Here is a 17,368-nt window from a genome sequence, read left to right on the forward strand (position 1 = left end):
GTCACGGCGGTGGCGGCGTACCCTCGGGGAGCGGCGCGCGACATTCTCCCGCGTCCGTTGGCGGACCCGCGGAATCATGCGCTGACCTGGGGGGCGGGTTCGCAATCGGCGGGCGTCGTGGGTACGGTCGCTTGGACTGTCGGGTTACCGGCAGTCGTTGTTGCAATGAACGATGAGACGGAGGAACCGTGGCCCTTCCCCAGCTGACCGATGAGCAGCGCGCCGCTGCTCTGGAGAAGGCGGCTGCCGCTCGCCGCGCTCGGGCAGAGCTCAAGGAGCGCCTGAAGCGTGGTGGGACCGACCTCAAGAAGGTCCTCGCGGACGCCGAGAACGACGAGATTCTCGGCAAGATGAAGGTGTCGGCGCTGCTGGAGGCCCTGCCCAAGGTCGGCAAGGTCAAGGCGGCGGAGATCATGAGCGAGCTGGAGATCGCCCCCACCCGCAGGCTCCGGGGTCTCGGCGACCGGCAGCGCAAGGCGCTGCTCGCTCGCTTCGACTTCGACGCCTGACGACGAGGGTGGTCGGACACACGCGGAAGGGTCGGCTGGTAGTACTGGTCGGCCCCTCGGCCGTCGGGAAGTCGACGGTCGTACGGTGCGTGCGGGAGCAGCTGCCGGAGCTGGTGTTCAGCGTCTCGGCGACGACCCGGGCCCCGCGGCCCGGTGAGGTCGACGGGCGCGACTACCGGTTCGTCGCCAGGGCGGAGTTCGACGCGATGATCGCGGCGGGCGACCTGCTCGAGTGGGCGGAGATCCACGGCGGGCTCCAACGTTCGGGCACCCCGGCCGGACCGGTGCGGGACGCACTGGCCGCCGGCCACCCGGTCCTGGTCGAGGTCGACCTGGAGGGCGCCCGCTCGGTGCGCCGGGCCATTCCGGACGCACTACTGGTGTTCCTCGCCCCGCCGAGCTGGGACGAGCTGGTCGCCCGGCTGCGGTCGCGCGGTACGGAATCCCCCGAGGTGATCGAGCGCAGGCTCGAGACCGCGCGGATCGAGCTCGCCGCTTGTGACGAGTTCGACATCGTGATCGTGAACGACGACCTGACCAGTGCTTGTGAGCAGTTGGTATCGTTGTTCGTCAGCACGAATTCCAGTTCGTGACCCGAGCCGGTCGGTGACCCGGTTCTCGCGCCGTACGGCGCGAGAACCCCGGTGGCCCGCCGACCCGCCGCTCCCCGTCCGGTTCCCGCGAATCGGACGCTTCCGCCCACCGAGAACGCAGGAGTCACCCGAGTGACCGACACCACCGCCGCGCCCGCCTACGACACCCCGGTCGGGCTGACCAACCCCCCCATCGACGAGCTGCTCGAGCGCACCTCGTCGAAGTACGCGCTGGTCATCTACGCGGCGAAGCGCGCGCGCCAGATCAACGACTACTACAACCAGCTCGGCGACGGCATCCTCGAGTACGTCGGCCCGCTGGTCGAGCCCGGGCTGCAGGAGAAGCCGCTCTCCGTGGCCATGCGCGAGATCCACTCCGACCTGCTCGAGCACTCCGAAGGCGAGTGAACCCGGCGGGAGCGGAGTAACCATGCGGATCGTCGTCGGCGTCGGCGGGGGAATCGCGGCCTACAAGGCCTGCGCACTCGTCCGGCGGTTCACCGAGACCGGCCATTCGGTGCGGGTCATCCCCACCGATTCGGCGCTGCAGTTCGTCGGGAAGGCCACCTTCGAGGCGCTCTCCGGCAACCCGGTGCACACCGGCGTCTTCGCCGACGTGCCCGAGGTGCCGCACGTCCGGCTCGGCCAAGAGGCCGAGCTGGTGGTGATCGCTCCCGCCACCGCCGACCTGATGGCGCGCACCGCCTCCGGCCGCGCCGACGACCTGCTCACCGCGACCCTGCTCACCGCCCGATGTCCGGTGCTGTTCGCGCCCGCCATGCACACCGAGATGTGGCAGCACCCGGCCACCGTCGCCAACGTGGCGACGCTGCGCAGCCGCGGCGCCGTCGTGATGGAGCCCGCCGCCGGTCGGCTCACCGGCACCGACACCGGCCCGGGCAGGCTGCCCGAGCCGGAGGAGATCTTCGGCCTCGCGACGCTGCTGCTGGAGCGCACCGACGCCGTCCCGCGCGACCTGGAGGGCCGCCGCCTGGTGATCACGGCGGGCGGCACGAGGGAGCCGCTGGACCCGGTGCGCTTCCTCGGCAACCGCAGCTCCGGCAAGCAGGGCTACGCGCTGGCCCGAGTCGCCGCGCAGCGCGGCGCGCAGGTCACGCTGATCGCGGGCAACACCATCGAGATGGCCCCGCCCGCCGCCGTCGACCTGGTCCACATCACCACCGCCGACCAGCTGAAGACCGCCGTCGAGAAGCACTCGGTCGGCGCCGACGCGGTGATCATGGCCGCCGCGGTCGCCGACTTCCGGCCGACCAGCGTCGCCACCGCGAAGATCAAGAAGGGCGCGGGCGAGCCGGACGTCATCCCGCTGACCAAGAACGAGGACATCCTGGCCGGGCTGGTGCAGTCCCGCCGCGACGGCCAGCTGGCGGGCACCGCGATCGTCGGCTTCGCCGCCGAGACCGGTGACGAGCACGGCGACGTGCTCACCCACGCCCGCGCCAAGCTCGCGCGCAAGGGCTGCGATCTGCTGGTCGTGAACGCCGTCGGCGAGGGTAAGGCCTTCGAGGTCGACACCAACGACGGCTGGCTGCTCGGCGCCGACGGTACCGAGCAGTCGCTCGACCACGGCTCCAAGGCGCTGCTGGCCAGCCGGGTGCTGGACGCGCTCGGCCCGCTGCTGCGCTGATCACGCACCGGAACGACTGCGGGCGCGGGAGCGGAACTCCGGGAAGTTTCCTGGCCGTTCCCGCCCCCGGTGGAGTGGTGCCGGTGCGGGGCCGGGCCGCCCCGCGGTGTCACCCCTTTGGAATAGTCTGAGTACAAGGCTTGCGCACCGGCGGGACACCGCTACTGTCGCAGACCGACCGAGCAACCCGCGAGGGGAAGGGAAGAACTGTGCCGACGTCTGGCAGCCGCCTGTTCACCAGTGAGTCCGTCACCGAGGGTCATCCGGACAAGATCTGTGACGCCATCAGCGATTCCATCCTCGACGCGCTGCTCACCGAGGATCCGCGCAGCCGGGTCGCCGTGGAGACCCTGGTCACCACCGGCCAGGTGCACGTGGCCGGTGAGGTGACCACCTCCGCGTACGCGGACATCCCGAAGATCGTGCGGGAGAAGGTCCTGGAGATCGGATACGACTCCTCCGCAAAGGGTTTCGACGGCAACTCGTGCGGCGTGAACATCGCCATCGGCGCGCAGTCGCCGGAGATCGCGCAGGGCGTCGACACCTCGCACGAGGTGCGCACCGGCGGCGGCGCGCAGGCCACCGAGGACGAGATCGCCAGGCAGGGCGCGGGTGACCAGGGGCTGATGTTCGGGTACGCGAACACCGACACCCCCGAGCTGCTGCCGCTTCCGATCGCGCTGGCGCACCGGCTCTCGCGCCGGCTCACCGAGGTCCGCAAGACCGGCGTGCTGCCCTACCTGCGCCCGGACGGCAAGACCCAGGTCACCATCGAGTACGAGGGCGACCGCGCGGTCCGGCTCGACACCGTGGTGGTCTCCACCCAGCACGCCGCCGACATCGACCTGGACAACCTGCTCGCACCGGATATCAGGGAGAAGGTCGTCGACACCGTGCTCGCCGACCTGGCGCTGCCCACGCTGGACATCTCCGATGTCCGGCTGCTGGTCAACCCCACCGGGCGCTTCGTGCTCGGCGGCCCGATGGGCGATGCCGGGCTCACCGGCCGCAAGATCATCGTCGATACCTACGGCGGCTTCGCCAGGCACGGCGGCGGCGCCTTCTCCGGCAAGGACCCGTCGAAGGTGGACCGCTCGGCCGCGTACGCCATGCGCTGGGTCGCCAAGAACGTCGTCGCCGCCGGGCTCGCCGACAAGGTCGAGGTCCAGGTCGCGTACGCGATCGGCAAGGCGGCCCCCGTCGGGCTCTTCGTGGAGACCTTCGGCACCGAGAAGACCGACCCGGCGAAGATCGCCTCGGCCATCACCGAGACCTTCGACCTGCGGCCGGGCGCCATCATCCGCGACCTCGACCTGCTGCGCCCGATCTACGCGCAGACCGCCGCGTACGGCCACTTCGGCCGCACCGACATCGATCTGCCCTGGGAGCACACCGACCGCGCGGACAAGCTGCGCTCCGCCGCCGGGCTGTAGGCCCGCCGAGCCGGCGTGGACGAACCCGACGCGGACCGTGCCGCCGCCACGGCGGACGGTCCGCGCCGGGGTCACCCCGGCGCGGGCCCGGTCGCGCGGGTGCTGCCCCTGCTCACCCCCGCCCACCTGGACCGCGACTTCGATTACCTGATCCCGCCCGAGCACGACGCCGCCGCGCGCCCCGGCGTCCGGGTGCGCATCCGCTTCGCCGGACGCCTGGTCGACGGTTACCTGCTCGCCCGCCTCGACCGCAGCGAGCACGAGGGAACCCTGCGCCCGCTCGAGCGCGTCGTCTCCCCCGAGCAGGTGCTCACCCCCGAGATCGAGCGCCTGGTCCGCGCCGTCGCCGCGCGCTACGCAGGTACCCGAGCCGACGTCCTCCGCCTCGCCATCCCGCCCCGGCACGCCCGCACCGAAGCGAAATCGGCTGCGCCCAAATCCGTTTCCGCCGTAGCCGTCCCCGACGAGGGCGATTCGCCTGCCGCACAAGGGGACTCCACGACGCAGGCGGGCTCCGCCACGGAGGCGACGGAATCCACCGAAATCACCTCGCCACCGCATGATTCGTCGCGAACCGCGCAATTCGCCGAGCGGGAACCGGGCGAGGCAGGCGGCGACGCCACCGGGACCGCACCCCGGAAACCACCGCCGATCGAGGAGGCGGCGTGGTCCAGGTACACCCACGGCCCCACCTTCCTCACCGCGATAACCGCGCACCGCAACCCCCGCGCCGCCTGGCAAGCCCTCCCGGGCGAGAACTGGCCGCGCCGCCTGGCGGAGCTCGCCGCACTCACGGATGCGCAGCACCGCGGCGCCCTCCTGCTGGTCCCCGACCAACGCGACCTCGACCGCGTCCTGGGAGAGTGCACGAAACTGGTCGGCGACCGAGTGGTCGGCCTGGCAGCCGGCCTCGGCCCCTCGGCCAGATACCGCCGCTGGCTGGCGGCCCTGCGCGGCACCGCGACGGTGGTGGTCGGCACCAGAAGCGCCGTCTTCGCCCCGGTCCGAAACCTCGGCCTGATAGCGATCTGGGACGACGGCGACGACACCTTCGCCGAGCCCCGCGCCCCCTACCCGCACGCCCGCGAGGTCGCCCTGCTCCGGGCCCACGAAACCGGCGCCGCCTTCGTCGCCGCCGGTTACGCGCGCACCGCGGAGATCCAGTCCGTCGTCGACTCCGGCTGGGCCCACGACCTGGTCGCCGACCGCACCGTGCTCCGTGCGCACACCCCGCACATCAGCGCACCCGGCGACAGCGATATCGCCCTGGAGCGCGACCCCGTGGCCAGGGCCGTCCGCATTCCCGGCGTCGCCTTCGCGGCCGCCCGCGCGGCGCTGAAGGAGGGCGCGCCGGTGCTGGTGCAGGTCCCGCGCCGCGGCTACGTCCCGGCGCTGGCCTGCGCCCGCTGCCGCACCCCGGCCCGCTGCCGCCGCTGCAACGGCCCGCTCGCGCTCCCCGAGCACGCGGGCGACGGCGCGCACAGCCCGGCCTGCCGCTGGTGCGGCGTCACCGAGGCGGCCTTCCGCTGCCCGGTCTGCGCCGCCCGCGCGCTGCGCGCGGTGGTGATCGGCGCGCAGCGCACCGCCGAGGAGCTGGGCCGTGCCTTCCCCGGCGTGCCGATCCGCGGCTCCGGCGGCGGAACGGTGCTGGACACCGTCGAGCCGGGCCCGCAGGTCGTGGTCGCCACGGTGGGCGCCGAGCCGCGGGTGCACGGCGGCTACGGCGTCGGGCTGCTGCTCGACGGCTGGGCCCTGCTCACCCGCGCCGACCTGCGCGCCACCGAGGACGCGCTGCGCCGCTGGACCGCCGCGGCCGCGCTGGTCCGCCCGCACGGCCGGGTGATCGTCATGGCCGACCCGGCCGTGCCGACGGTGCAGGCGCTGGTGCGCTGGGACCCGGTCGGGCACGCCCGCGCCGAGCTCGCGGCCCGCGCCGAGGTCGGCTTCCCGCCCGCCGTCCGGCTCGCCGCCGTCGACGGCACCGGCCCCTCGGTCGCCGAATTGCTCGCCGCGGCAACGCTTCCCGACGATGTCCAGGTACTCGGCCCGGTTCCGCTGCCGGAGAGCGCCCGCGCCCCGTTCGCCGCCGACGGCACCGCGCCGGTCGAGCGGCTGCTGCTCCGGGTGCCGCGCTCCGGCGGCGCCGCGCTGGCCCGCGCGCTCACCGCCGCCCAGGCCGTGCGCAGCACGCAGCGCTCGGACGCCCCGCTGCGCGTCCAGATCGACCCCGTCGACATCGGCTGACAGCCCCGGCGGACCCTGCCCGCGCGTCGCCCGCGCTACCGAGCCGATCCGTCGATTGCGCGCCACACCCCCGCCACCGTTCCGGGAAGAACCGGCTACTTCCTTGCGTTCGATCTATTGTCGATATATCGTCGATACTGTGAAACGAACACGAGATGCCGAGGAGGCAATCATGGAACACCCACAGCACGGAGAATTCGGCCCGCGTGGCCCCCGGCCCCCGTTCGAGCGGGGGCGCGGGCACTTCCGCCGCGGCGGCAGGCACGGCTTCGGCCCAGGGCCGGAGTTCGGCCCCGGCGGCCCCGGCGGTTTCGGCCCCGGCTTCGGCCCCGGTTTCGGCCGGGGTCGCGGCCGCGGCGGGCGGGGCAGGCGCGGTGACGTGCGCGCCGCGGTCCTGCTGCTGCTCACCGAGCGGCCCATGCACGGCTACGAGCTGATCCAGCGGATCCGCGAGCGCAGCGAGGACGTCTGGCGTCCCAGCCCCGGCTCGATCTACCCGGCGCTGGCGCAGCTCGAGGACGAGGGGCTGATCGTGATCGAGAAGGTCTCCGGCCGCAAGACCGCGAAGCTCTCCGAGGAGGGCGTGCGCTACGTCGAGGAGCACCGGGACGAGCTCGGCGACCCCTGGGCTGATGTCAGCGGCGACGTCGGGCCGCACGCGCGGGATCTGCGCGAGCTGATCGGCGCGCTCATGGGCGCGGTCGGCCAGGTCGCCGCCGCCGGCACCCCCGCGCAGGCGGCGAAGGCGGCCGACGTGCTCACCGAGGCCCGTCGCGCGCTGTACCGGATCCTCGCCGAGGACGACGAGCCCGGAGCGGCCGAGAGCGCGAAGTGACCGCGCGGGCGGGGCCGGACACGCTCCGGTATACCCGGGCCGCGGCCCCGCTCCCGGCACCCGAATTCGGGGCATGACAAACCGTCGGTGACCGGCGTCCCCGCCGCTGCGCAACGGTGCGGCGACCGCGCGGTAACGAAGGTGTGAAAGCGTACCGCTGCGCCCGCCAAAAGCGCTGAGGGGCGCGAGAATTGTTGCATGGAACAACCGTCATGGGTGTGGGGTAGGGGAGTATCACAATTGCGGCGCGGGGCCGCGGTGCTGGCGGTGGTCGCGAGCGCGGTGCTCGGGCTCGGCGGGGTGCACGGGGTGGCGTCGGCGCAGCCGGGCGATTTCCGGGCCGCCGAGGTGCCGATCGAGCAGGGCCCGCCGCAACCGGACCACCTGGCCGCGGCCTGGTACCAGAAGCAGCATCCGCGCGTCGTGCCGACCGGCACCAACGACTTCGGCTGCCGCCCGGACGCCGAGCGCCCGCGTCCGGTGATCCTGGCGCACGGCACCGACTCCTCCGCCTACTCCGACTACTCCGCCATCGCGCCCCGGCTCGCCGCCGCCGGCTTCTGCGTCTTCGCGCTGAACTACGGCGGCGCGCCGGGCGCGCTCAGCTACGGCACCGAGGACCTGCGCGCCAGCGGGTGGCAGCTCGCCGCCTTCGTGGACCAGGTGCTCGCCGCCACCGGCGCCGCGCAGGTCGACCTGGTCGGTTTCTCGCAGGGCGCCAACGTGACCCGCTACTACACCAACAAGCTCGGCGGCGCGCCGTACGTCGGGCGCTGGGTGGGGCTGGCCTCGCCCAGCTACGGCGGGGTCATGTACGGGCTGGTGCCGATCGCGCAGGCGATCCCCGGCGTGCTGCAGATCTTCGAGCGGGTCACCTCGGTGGCCGCGGTGCAGCAGGCGCAGGGCTCGCCGGTGATGACCGAGCTCAATGCGGGCGGCGACACCGTGCCCGGCCCGGAGTACATCACCATCGGCAGCCGGGTGGACGAGATGATCCAGCCCTTCGGCAATATCGCGCTGCACGGGCCGAACGCCCGCAATATCGCGCTGCAGGATCTCTGCCCGGCCGATCTGACCGGGCACTTCCACATGGTCTACGACCCGTTCGTGCAGGATCTGCTGATCGGGGTGCTCGATCCGGAGCACGCGCCGGAGCCGGTGTGCGCGCCGGTGCCGCTCGGCACCGGCATTCCACAGGTGCTGATCGCGGGCAACTCCTGACCGTCCCGGCGGGCTCTCTAGAATGGGACGACCGTTGTCTCGTCTTCCCGGGAGCCCGCCGTGACCGTCCAGCCCGTTCGCCTCTTCGGCGACCCGATCCTGCGCTCGCGGGCCGCCGAGGTGGCGGCCTTCGACGCCGAATTGCGCAGGCTGGTGGACGATCTCACCGACACCATGCACGACGACGGCGGGGTCGGAATGGCGGCGCCGCAGATCGGGGTCGGGCTGCGGGTCTTCGTCTACGACACCGGGGACGCGGCCGGGCACCTGGTCAACCCGAGCTACGAGGTGCTCGGCGAGGAGGAGCAGGTCGGGCCGGAGGGGTGTCTCTCCATTCCCGGCGTGCGCTACGACGTGCGGCGCGCGCTGCGGCTGCGGGCCACCGGGGTGGACCGCACCGGCGCGCCCGTGACCTTCGAGGCGGACGGGCTGCTCGCGCGGTGCGTGCAGCACGAGACCGATCACCTGGACGGGGTGCTCTTCCTGGACCGGCTGGACCCGGCCTCGCGCAAGGAGGCCATGCGGACCATCCGCGAGTCGGACTGGTTCGGGGCCGGGATCACGGTGCGGGAATCGCGCGGGCTGGGCACCGGGGGCGGTCGCTGATGCGGGTGCTCTTCGCGGGGACTCCCGACCCCGCCGTCCCGGCGCTGCGCGCGCTGCTCGAGTCGCCGCGGCACACCGTGATCGGGGTTCTGACCAGGCCAGATGCTGTGGCCGGGCGCGGGCGCAAGGTGAGCAGGTCGCCGGTGGCGCTGCTCGCCGACGAGCACGGGATCCCGGTCTTCACCCCGCGTAAGCCGGGGGAGCCCGAGTTCGTCGAGCAGCTCACCGAGCTCGCGCCGGAGTGCTGCCCGGTGGTCGCCTACGGTGCGCTGCTGCCGGAGCGGATTCTCGGCATTCCGCGGCACGGGTGGATCAATCTGCACTTCTCGCTGCTGCCCGCCTGGCGCGGGGCGGCGCCGGTGCAGGCCGCCGTCGACGCCGGGGACGAGATCACCGGCGCCTCCACCTTCCGCATCGAGGCCGGGCTGGACACCGGGCCGGTGTTCGGGGTGATCACCGAGAAGATCGAGGTCAGCGATACCGCGGGGACACTGCTGGAGAAGCTCGCGGTGAGCGGGGCGCATCTGCTCGCCACCACGCTCGACGGGATCGAGGACGGGACGCTGACGGCGGTGCCGCAGAGCGCCGACGGGGTCTCCTACGCGCCCAAGCTCGCGCCCGAGGCGGGGCGGGTGCGCTGGGATCAGCCCGCGCTCAATGTCGGGCGCCGGATCCGCGCCGTCACCCCCGCGCCAGGGGCCTGGACCCTGGTCGGCTCGGCCCGGGTGAAGCTCGGGCCGGTCGAGCTGGTCGAGGACGAGCTGCCGGTCGGCGCCGTCGAGGTCCGCAAGGACGGGGTCTACGTCGGTACCGCCACCACCGCCGTCCGCCTCGGCCAGGTGCAGCCCCAGGGCAAGCGCATGATGCCCGCCATCGACTGGGCCCGCGGAGCGCGTCTCGGCGCCGGAACGGTCGTCGAATGAGCGGCGACGATCGCCGCGCCGCCGGACGCGATCGCTCCGCCGGGGACTCCCGCCCGACCGGCGGCACCCGCCGGACCGCGCGCAGCTCGGCCGCACCTTCCGGCGATGACCGTCGCCGTCAGCGTCCCGACGACGGAGCTGCCGATCACCGCCGGGACGCGAGCGGTCGCCGCCTCCCCGAGCGCGACCGGCGGGGCGACGTTCGTCGCCCGAAGGCCGAGCGGGGCCGCGGGGATGAACGGCAGCCCGCTGCCAGGGGGAGCGGGAAACGTGCCGCCGCGGCGGAAGACGCTCCGCGCCGGGCCGCCAGAGACCTCCTGCGCGACGTCCGCGAACGCGACGCCTACGCGAACCTCGCGCTCCCGGCACTCCTGCGCCGCTACCGGCTCACCGGAAGGGACGCCGCCCTCGCGACCGAACTCGCGTACGGCGCGAGCCGCGCCCGCGGCCAGCTCGACGCGGTGATCGAGGCGGCGGCGGCCCGCCGGGTCGACGAGATCGACGGCGACCTGCTCGACGTCCTCCGTCTCGGCGTCTACCAGCTGCTGCGCACCAGGATCGGCGCGCACGCCGCCGTCGACACCTCGGTCGCCCTGGTCCGCGCCGAGCACGGCGCGGGCAAGGCGGGCTTCGTGAACGCGGTGCTGCGCAAGGCCGCGAGCCGCACCCTGGCGGAGTGGGTCGCGGAGCTGGCCCCGGCCGACCCGGTCGCCCACCTCGCCTTCGAACACGCCCACCCGCGCTGGATCGCCCAGTCCTTCGCCGACGCGCTCGGCGCCCGCGCGGGCGAGCTGGCCGCCGCGCTGGCGGCCGACGACGCCCGTCCGGCGGTGCACCTGGTGGCCCGCCCCGGCGATATCACCGCGGAGGAACTCGCCCTCGTCACCGGCGGCACCGAGGGCCGCTGGTCCCCGTACGCCGTCTACCTGGACGAGGGCGGCGACCCCGGCGACCTGGAGCCGATCCGCGCGGGCATGGCCGCGGTGCAGGACGAGGGCAGCCAGCTGGTGGCGCTCGCCCTCACCCGCGCCGAACTCGACGGCCCGGACACCGGCCGCTGGCTCGACCTGTGCGCGGGCCCCGGCGGCAAGGCGAACCTGCTCGGTGCGCTCGCCGCCATCGACGGCTACACCGTGGACGCGGTCGAGCGTTCCGAGCACCGCGCCGAACTGGTCCGCCGCGCCACTCACGACCTCCCGGTCCGGGTGCACGTCGCGGACGGCAGGGACAGCGGCCTCGCCCCCGGCTACGACCGCATCCTGGTCGACGCCCCCTGCACCGGCCTCGGCGCGCTGCGCCGCCGCCCCGAGGCCCGCTGGCGCCGCCGCCCGGACGACCTCGCCGAGCTCACCGCCCTGCAGCGCGAGCTGCTCACCGCCGCCTGCGAGCTGCTGCGCCCCGGCGGCGTCGTGCTCTACTCCACCTGCTCACCGCACCTGGCCGAGACCGTGGCCGTGGTCGGCGACGTGGTGCGCCGCACCGGCGCGCTGGAACTGGACACCCCCGCGCTGCTCCCCGGCGTCACCGACGTCGGCGGCGGCCCGGCCGCCCAGCTCTGGCCGCACCGGCACGGCACCGACGCCATGTTCCTCGCCGCACTGCGCAAACCCGCCTGACCCGCCGCGCAGGCGAGTCACCGCCCGGCAGCCCCGGCGCCGCCGGACGCGGGATTCCGGCCGGCGCGACGGCGTCCGGCCCGCGTTCCATTCGTCCAATCCGGCGCGCGCGGCACCGGGCACACTGAACCGCATGACCTGCACCTGGGAGGACGTCGTCGCGCTCGCCCGCGAGTTGCCCGGCGTCGAGGAGAGCACCTGGTACCGCACCCCCGCGCTGAAGGCGGGCGGCAAGGGCTTCGCGCGGCTGCGCACCGAGGCGGAGGGCGCGGTCATGCTGCGCTGCCCGATGGCGGAGAAGGAGGCGCTGCTCGCCTCGGGCGACCCGGCCTTCTTCACCACGCCGCACTACGACGGCTACGCGAGCATCCTGGTCGACCTGGCGAAGGTCGAGCGCACCCAGCTCGCGGAGCTGGTCGACGGCGCCTGGTGGCAGGCCGCCCCGCCGAAGCTGCGCACCCAGCGCGAGGCGTAGCTACTCCCGCGCGGTCTGCTCGCGCAGCCGGGCCAGCGTCTTGGCCAGGATCCGGGAGACGTGCATCTGCGAGATCCCCATGCGCTGCGCGATCTGGGTCTGCGTCATGGACTCGAAGAACCGCATGGTGAGGATGCGCCGCTCGCGCTCCGGCAGCCCGGCCAGCAGCGGCCGGATCGCCACGTACTCCTCGACCCGGTCGAACTGCGACTCCTCCTCGCCGAGTGTGTCCAGCAGCGAGGCGTCGGTGTCCCGGCCCAGCGAGGCGGCGTCGATCGAGCTCGGCTGGTAGGCATTGCCCGCGATCACCGCCTGGGTGACCTCGTCCGGGTCGACGCCGAGCTCTGCGGCGATCTCCTTGGCGGTGGGGGAGCGGCCCAGCGTCTGCGAGAGCGAGTCGATCGCCGCGCCGATCCGCAGGTGCGTCTCCTTGACCCGGCGCGGCACCCGCATGGCCCAGGTGTTGTCCCGGAAGTAGCGGCGGACCTCGCCCATGATGGTCGGCACCGCGAAGGAGAGGAAGTTCGAGCCGCGGGAGACGTCGAAGCGATCCACCGCGTGCACCAGCCCGACCCTGGCCACCTGGGTGAGGTCGTCGAAGGGCTCGCCGCGCCCGCTGAACTTGCGCGCGATGTGGTCGGCGAGCGGAATGCAGCGGTTGATCAGCTCCTCGCGCACCGCGGCGTGCCGCGCGGTGCCGGGCTCGGTCTCCGCCAGTTCGCCGAAGAGCGCGGCGACGTCGTCGTAGCCGGGGACCGAACCCTTGGCGCCGTACTCCTCGACGGCGTCGTCCTCGCCGCCGAGCTCGTCCTCCTCCGGATCGTCGACGGCGGCCTCGCCCGCGGTCGAGGCGGCCGGGGCCGGATCGGGCTGCCGCAGCGTGCCCCGATCCGGCTCGGCGTCCGCGCCGGACCCGTCGCGCGGCTCCAACCCGGGCCTTCCGTCCGTCACGCCTTGCCCCGGACCCGACGGAATTCCACCCACGTCGGGTATCCGGAGGCGGTCGCGTCGAACGGGCCCTGGTGTGCTTCCACGGAGTCGGCGAGGGTGCGCAGCACGTGCCAGCCGAAGCTGCGCTGATCGGGAAGCCCCTCGGTCGCCGCCAGCCCGCTCACGTGCACGAGCAGGTCGGTCTCGCCGACCACGAAGCGGCAGTTGAGGTAGCTGTCCGGCGCCGCGACCTCGATCAGGTTCGAGCACACCTCGTCCACCGCCAGCCGGACGTCGGCCACCTCGTCCAGCGTGAATTCGCTGAGCAGCACCAGGGTTTCGGCGAGCCCGCGCACGATGGGCAGCTGCGAGACCGCGGCTGCCACCCTGATCTCCACCGGGGTGCTGTATATCCCCTTCTCCGCCGAAATGTTGATCACGCCCAGAGGTTACCCACCCGCGGCGCGGCACAACCGCGCGGACCGCCGCCGCGCGCGGCCGATACACTCCGCGCTGTGTCCACTCCGACCTTCTCCCGCCCCGACCGGCCGATGATCGCGCCGTCCATCCTCTCCGCCGACTTCGCCAATCTGGCCGCCGAGACCAGGGCGGTGGCCGGCGCGGACTGGCTGCACGTGGACGTGATGGACGCGCACTTCGTCCCGAACCTGACGCTCGGCCTGCCGATCGTGCAGAGCCTGCTCAAGGCCACCGCCATCCCGCTCGACTGCCACCTGATGATCGAGGACCCGGGCCGCTGGGCGCCGCCGTACGCGGAGGCGGGGGCGCACAACGTCACCTTCCACGCCGAGGCCACCGACGACCCGATCGCGGTCGCCAGGGATATCCGCGCGGCGGGCGCCAAGGCCGGGCTCTCGGTCAAGCCGGGCACCCCGATCGAGCCGTACCTGGAGATCCTGCGCGATTTCGACACGCTGCTGGTGATGAGCGTCGAGCCCGGCTTCGGCGGCCAGTCCTTCATCCCCGAGGTGCTGGCCAAGGCGAAGGCGGTGCGGCGGCTGGTCGACTCCGGCGAGCTGCGGCTGCTGGTGGAGATCGACGGCGGGATCAACGCCGACACCATCGAGGCCGCCGCCGAGGCGGGCGTCGACTGCTTCGTCGCGGGCTCGGCGGTCTACGGCACCGCCGACCCGGCCGCCACCGTGGCCGCGCTGCGCGCCCGCGCGGCCACGGCGGCGGCCGCCGCCGCGAGCTGAGCGGCGGGAATGCGTACCCCGGTGCGGGACGTTCGCACCGGATGAACGCCGAGGAGGGGCGGCCCGCGATACTTGCCGCAGGCCGCTCGTCGCTCCGATCGGGTGCCGGTGTCCCGCAGGGACAGAGAGGGAGACACATGTTCACAGGGATCGTGGAGGAGCTCGGCGAGATCGTCGCGGTCGAGCGGCTCAGCGACGCCGCCCGGCTCACCATCCGCGGCAAGCTGGTGACCTCGGACGCCGCGCACGGCGATTCCATCGCGGTGAACGGCGTCTGCCTGACCGTCGTGGACGACGTGGTGATCGGCGACTCCTTCACCGTGGACGTGATGGCCGAGACGCTGAGCCGCTCCAGCATCGGTGCGCTGGATGTCGGCTCCCGGGTGAACCTGGAGCGCGCCGCCGCGCTGAACAGCAGGCTCGGCGGGCACCTGGTGCAGGGCCACGTGGACGGCACCGGCACCGTGCTCGCCCGCACCCCGTCGGAGAACTGGGAGGTCGTGCGGGTCTCGCTGCCCGCCGAGATCGCGAAGTACGTGGTGGAGAAGGGGTCGATCACCGTCGACGGCACCTCGCTCACCGTCTCCGCCCTCGGCGGCTCGGCCGCCGAGGGCGACTGGTTCGAGGTTTCGCTCATCCCCACCACGCTCGCGCTCACCACGCTCGGCGCCGCGCCCGCGGGCACCACCGTGAACCTCGAGGTGGATGTCATCGCCAAGTACGTCGAGCGGTTGCAGCAGCGCGGCTGAGCGGGCGGCGCGGAACGCCTCCCCGCGCAGGCCGTAGGGTGGTGAGGCAACGAGGCCCCGCGGGGCGAACACGATGGAGCGCAAAGACGTGACCAGGTTCGACACTATCGAGCGCGCCGTCGCCGACATGGCGGCGGGCAAGGCCGTCGTCGTGGTCGACGACGAGGACCGCGAGAACGAGGGCGACCTCATCTTCGCCGCGGAGAAGGCGACGCCCGAGCTGGTGGCGTTCATGATCCGCTACACCTCCGGCTACATCTGCGTCCCGCTCACCGGCGAGGACTGCGACCGGCTCGGGCTGCCGCCGATGTACGCGATGAACCAGGACAAGCACGGCACCGCCTACACCGTCTCGGTGGACGCCCGCGAGGGCATCACCACCGGCATCTCCGGCGCCGACCGGGCCACCACCATCCGGCTGCTCGCCGACCCGAACGCCAAGGCCGACGACCTGACCAGGCCCGGCCACGTGGTCCCGCTGCGCGCCAAGGAGGGCGGCGTGCTGCGCCGCCCCGGGCACACCGAGGCCGCGGTCGACCTGGCCCGGATGGCCGGGCTCCGCCCCGCGGGCGTGATCTGCGAGATCGTCAGCCAGAAGGACGAGGGCCACATGGCCCGCACCGAGGAGCTGCGGGTCTTCGCCGACGACCACGACCTCGCGCTGATCTCCATCGCCGAGATGATCGCCTGGCGGCGGCGGCACGAGCAGCAGGTCGTCCGGGTGGCCGAGGCGCGCATCCCGACCGCGCACGGGCCGTTCCAGGCCGTCGGCTACCAGAGCATCTACGACGAGGTCGAGCACGTCGCGCTGGTCCGCGGCGAGGTCGGCGACGGTGACGACGTGCTGGTGCGGGTGCACTCGGAGTGCCTCACCGGCGACGTCTTCGGCTCGCTGCGCTGCGACTGCGGCCCGCAGCTGGACGCCGCGCTGGAGATCGTCGCCACCGAGGGCCGCGGCGTCGTGCTCTACATGCGCGGCCACGAGGGCCGCGGCATCGGCCTCATGCACAAGCTGCAGGCCTACCAGCTGCAGGACTCCGGCCGCGACACGGTCGACGCCAATATCGAGCTCGGGCTGCCCGCCGACGCCCGCGACTACGGCATCGGCGCGCAGATCCTGGTCGACCTCGGGGTGCGCTCCATGCGGCTGCTCACCAACAACCCGGCCAAGCGGGTCGGGCTGGACGGCTACGGCCTGACCGTGAGCGAGCGGGTGCCGATGCCGGTGCGCGCGAACGCGGAGAACCTGCGGTACCTGCGCACCAAGCGCGACCGCATGGGGCACGACCTGGTCGGGCTGGACGACCTGGATCTCGGCGAGACCGCGCAGTAGGAAGGACACCCGCATGAGTGGCTCCGGCGTTCCGAGCTTCGAGCTGTCCGACTCCGCCGACCTCCGGCTCGGCATCGTGGCCTCGCGCTGGCACACGACCATCTGCGACACCCTGGTGGCGAATGCCGAGCAGGTGGCGAAGGAGGCCGGGGTGCGGCAGGTGACCGTGGTCCGCTGCGCGGGCGCCATGGAGCTGCCGGTGGTGGCGCAGGAGCTGGCCCGCACGCACGACGCGGTGGTCGCGCTCGGCGTGGTCATCCGCGGCGGCACCCCGCACTTCGAGTACGTCTGCGACGCGGTGACCGCCGGGCTCACCCGGGTCTCGCTGGACGCGGGCACCCCGGTGGCGAACGGCGTGCTCACCACCGATACCGAGGAGCAGGCGCTGGACCGCGCCGGGCTGCCCGGCTCCGCGGAGAACAAGGGCGAGCAGGCGGCGGCCGCCGCGCTCGACGCCGCGCTCACCCTGCGCACGCTGCGCGGATCGGGGTAGCCGTGCCGGTGGTGCGCATCCGCCGCCGGGCCGCGGCGGCGCCCGAGCCGGACTGGGATTTCGAGGTGCGGCCGCGCAAGGCGGTGCGCACCGCGCGGATCGTCGCGGTGGTGCTGCTGATCCTCTTCGTGATCGCTGGCACCGGCATGCGCAATGCCTTCACCGGGGTGAACTTCCGGGTGATCGATCAGATCGCCATGATCGCCATCGGCGTGCTCGCCGCGCTCACCACGCTGCTGCTCACCCGGCCCCGGGTGCGGGTCGGGCCGCACGGCGTGACCGTGCGGAACGTGCTCGGCGACAACCGCTTCGGCTGGGAGCACATTCGCGGCGTCTCCTTCCCCGACCGCAAGGCCTGGGCCCGGCTGGAACTCGAGCACGACGAGTACGTGCCCCTGCTCGCGGTACGCGCCAACGACGGGCAACACGCGGTGGAGGCGCTCGATCGCATCCGCGCGCTCGGCGCGAAGTACGCCGCCACCTGAGTCCGGCGCAGCGCAGACCGGCTCGGCGCCCCTTGGCCGCCCGACCCCGGCGCGGCCG

The 17,368-nt window shown here is 73.4% G+C and carries 19 protein-coding genes; 17 read left to right on the top strand and 2 right to left on the bottom strand.

Features of this window, described 5'->3' with window-relative positions; all coding sequences use genetic code 11:
- Positions 1–188: 188 nt before the first annotated feature.
- The 12 genes from mihF to NH2_RS21020 all read left to right on the top strand — a co-directional run bounded on the left by mihF (position 189) and on the right by NH2_RS21020 (position 12,103).
- Positions 189–509: an integration host factor, actinobacterial type gene (gene mihF, locus NH2_RS20965; protein WP_067657004.1), complete on the top strand. Its 321-nt coding sequence runs from the start codon at positions 189–191 to the stop codon at positions 507–509.
- An 8-nt stretch (positions 510–517) separates the two neighbouring features.
- Positions 518–1,102, top strand: a complete 585-nt coding sequence (gmk, locus tag NH2_RS20970; RefSeq protein WP_067657006.1) for a guanylate kinase — start codon at positions 518–520, stop codon at positions 1,100–1,102.
- Positions 1,103–1,234: 132 nt separating this feature from the next.
- Positions 1,235–1,510 carry a DNA-directed RNA polymerase subunit omega gene (rpoZ, locus tag NH2_RS20975; protein WP_067657009.1) on the top strand — a complete coding sequence of 92 codons (276 nt, stop codon included), beginning with the start codon at positions 1,235–1,237 and terminating at the stop codon, positions 1,508–1,510.
- 22 nt (positions 1,511–1,532) lie between these two features.
- A complete protein-coding gene (gene coaBC / locus NH2_RS20980; protein WP_067657012.1) occupies positions 1,533–2,750 on the top strand; it encodes a bifunctional phosphopantothenoylcysteine decarboxylase/phosphopantothenate--cysteine ligase CoaBC in 1,218 nt (405 codons plus the stop codon).
- 209 nt (positions 2,751–2,959) lie between these two features.
- A complete protein-coding gene (gene metK / locus NH2_RS20985; RefSeq protein WP_067657015.1) occupies positions 2,960–4,183 on the top strand; it encodes a methionine adenosyltransferase in 1,224 nt (407 codons plus the stop codon).
- Positions 4,184–4,198: 15 nt separating this feature from the next.
- Positions 4,199–6,427, top strand: a complete 2,229-nt coding sequence (locus NH2_RS20990) for a primosomal protein N' (RefSeq protein WP_439951773.1) — start codon at positions 4,199–4,201, stop codon at positions 6,425–6,427.
- Between the two features lie 172 nt (positions 6,428–6,599).
- Entirely contained in the window at positions 6,600–7,262 is a 663-nt protein-coding gene (locus NH2_RS20995) for a PadR family transcriptional regulator (RefSeq protein WP_084505747.1), read from the top strand.
- Positions 7,263–7,460: 198 nt separating this feature from the next.
- Positions 7,461–8,483, top strand: coding sequence for an esterase/lipase family protein (locus tag NH2_RS21000; RefSeq protein ID WP_174552858.1), 1,023 nt, complete (start codon positions 7,461–7,463; stop codon positions 8,481–8,483).
- A gap of 60 nt (positions 8,484–8,543) precedes the next feature.
- A complete protein-coding gene (gene def, locus NH2_RS21005; RefSeq protein ID WP_067657021.1) occupies positions 8,544–9,089 on the top strand; it encodes a peptide deformylase in 546 nt (181 codons plus the stop codon).
- Positions 9,089–10,012 carry a methionyl-tRNA formyltransferase gene (gene fmt, locus NH2_RS21010; RefSeq protein ID WP_067657024.1) on the top strand — a complete coding sequence of 308 codons (924 nt, stop codon included), beginning with the start codon at positions 9,089–9,091 and terminating at the stop codon, positions 10,010–10,012. The genes def and fmt overlap by 1 nt, the downstream gene beginning before the upstream one ends.
- On the top strand, positions 10,009–11,628 hold the full coding sequence (locus tag NH2_RS21015; protein ID WP_084505748.1) for an RsmB/NOP family class I SAM-dependent RNA methyltransferase: 1,620 nt from the start codon (positions 10,009–10,011) through the stop codon (positions 11,626–11,628). Before fmt ends, NH2_RS21015 begins: the two co-directional genes overlap by 4 nt.
- Before the next feature lie 133 nt (positions 11,629–11,761).
- Complete coding sequence (locus NH2_RS21020; RefSeq protein WP_067657027.1) at positions 11,762–12,103, top strand: MmcQ/YjbR family DNA-binding protein; 342 nt, start codon at positions 11,762–11,764, stop codon at positions 12,101–12,103.
- Here NH2_RS21020 and NH2_RS21025 read toward each other — a convergent pair whose 3' ends face one another.
- Positions 12,104–13,054 (bottom strand): RNA polymerase sigma factor SigF, encoded by a 951-nt coding sequence (locus tag NH2_RS21025; RefSeq protein WP_245650693.1) that lies wholly within the window; start codon positions 13,052–13,054, stop codon positions 12,104–12,106. It abuts the gene before it with no gap.
- Entirely contained in the window at positions 13,051–13,473 is a 423-nt protein-coding gene (locus NH2_RS21030; protein ID WP_067657030.1) for an ATP-binding protein, read from the bottom strand. The genes NH2_RS21025 and NH2_RS21030 overlap by 4 nt, the downstream gene beginning before the upstream one ends.
- A 111-nt stretch (positions 13,474–13,584) precedes the next feature.
- Here NH2_RS21030 and rpe point away from each other — a divergent pair, with 111 nt between their 5' ends.
- The 5 genes from rpe (at position 13,585) to NH2_RS21055 (ending at position 17,310) form a co-directional block, all read left to right on the top strand.
- Entirely contained in the window at positions 13,585–14,250 is a 666-nt protein-coding gene (gene rpe / locus NH2_RS21035) for a ribulose-phosphate 3-epimerase (protein WP_067657185.1), read from the top strand.
- A 137-nt stretch (positions 14,251–14,387) separates the two neighbouring features.
- Positions 14,388–14,999: a riboflavin synthase gene (locus NH2_RS21040; RefSeq protein ID WP_067657033.1), complete on the top strand. Its 612-nt coding sequence runs from the start codon at positions 14,388–14,390 to the stop codon at positions 14,997–14,999.
- Positions 15,000–15,087: 88 nt separating this feature from the next.
- Complete coding sequence (locus NH2_RS21045) at positions 15,088–16,332, top strand: bifunctional 3,4-dihydroxy-2-butanone-4-phosphate synthase/GTP cyclohydrolase II (RefSeq protein ID WP_067657188.1); 1,245 nt, start codon at positions 15,088–15,090, stop codon at positions 16,330–16,332.
- A gap of 13 nt (positions 16,333–16,345) precedes the next feature.
- Positions 16,346–16,825: a 6,7-dimethyl-8-ribityllumazine synthase gene (gene ribH / locus NH2_RS21050; RefSeq protein WP_067657036.1), complete on the top strand. Its 480-nt coding sequence runs from the start codon at positions 16,346–16,348 to the stop codon at positions 16,823–16,825.
- 2 nt (positions 16,826–16,827) lie between these two features.
- A complete protein-coding gene (locus NH2_RS21055) occupies positions 16,828–17,310 on the top strand; it encodes a PH domain-containing protein (protein WP_067657039.1) in 483 nt (160 codons plus the stop codon).
- Positions 17,311–17,368: the final 58 nt, after the last annotated feature.

The sequence above is a fragment of the Nocardia harenae NBRC 108248 genome (genome assembly GCF_001612885.1).
Lineage (GTDB): Bacteria > Actinomycetota > Actinomycetes > Mycobacteriales > Mycobacteriaceae > Nocardia > Nocardia harenae.

What these genes read in the sequence shown, in the direction of transcription:
- coaBC (WP_067657012.1), top strand. Translation starts at nt 1,533, where the DNA reads ATGCGGATCGTCGTCGGCGTCGGCGGGGGAATCGCGGCCTACAAGGCC.
- NH2_RS20995 (WP_084505747.1), top strand. Translation starts at nt 6,600, where the DNA reads ATGGAACACCCACAGCACGGAGAATTCGGCCCGCGTGGCCCCCGGCCC.
- NH2_RS21000 (WP_174552858.1), top strand. Translation starts at nt 7,461, where the DNA reads ATGGAACAACCGTCATGGGTGTGGGGTAGGGGAGTATCACAATTGCGG.
- fmt (WP_067657024.1), top strand. Translation starts at nt 9,089, where the DNA reads ATGCGGGTGCTCTTCGCGGGGACTCCCGACCCCGCCGTCCCGGCGCTG.
- NH2_RS21015 (WP_084505748.1), top strand. Translation starts at nt 10,009, where the DNA reads ATGAGCGGCGACGATCGCCGCGCCGCCGGACGCGATCGCTCCGCCGGG.
- NH2_RS21020 (WP_067657027.1), top strand. Translation starts at nt 11,762, where the DNA reads ATGACCTGCACCTGGGAGGACGTCGTCGCGCTCGCCCGCGAGTTGCCC.
- rpe (WP_067657185.1), top strand. Translation starts at nt 13,585, where the DNA reads ATGATCGCGCCGTCCATCCTCTCCGCCGACTTCGCCAATCTGGCCGCC.
- NH2_RS21040 (WP_067657033.1), top strand. Translation starts at nt 14,388, where the DNA reads ATGTTCACAGGGATCGTGGAGGAGCTCGGCGAGATCGTCGCGGTCGAG.
- ribH (WP_067657036.1), top strand. Translation starts at nt 16,346, where the DNA reads ATGAGTGGCTCCGGCGTTCCGAGCTTCGAGCTGTCCGACTCCGCCGAC.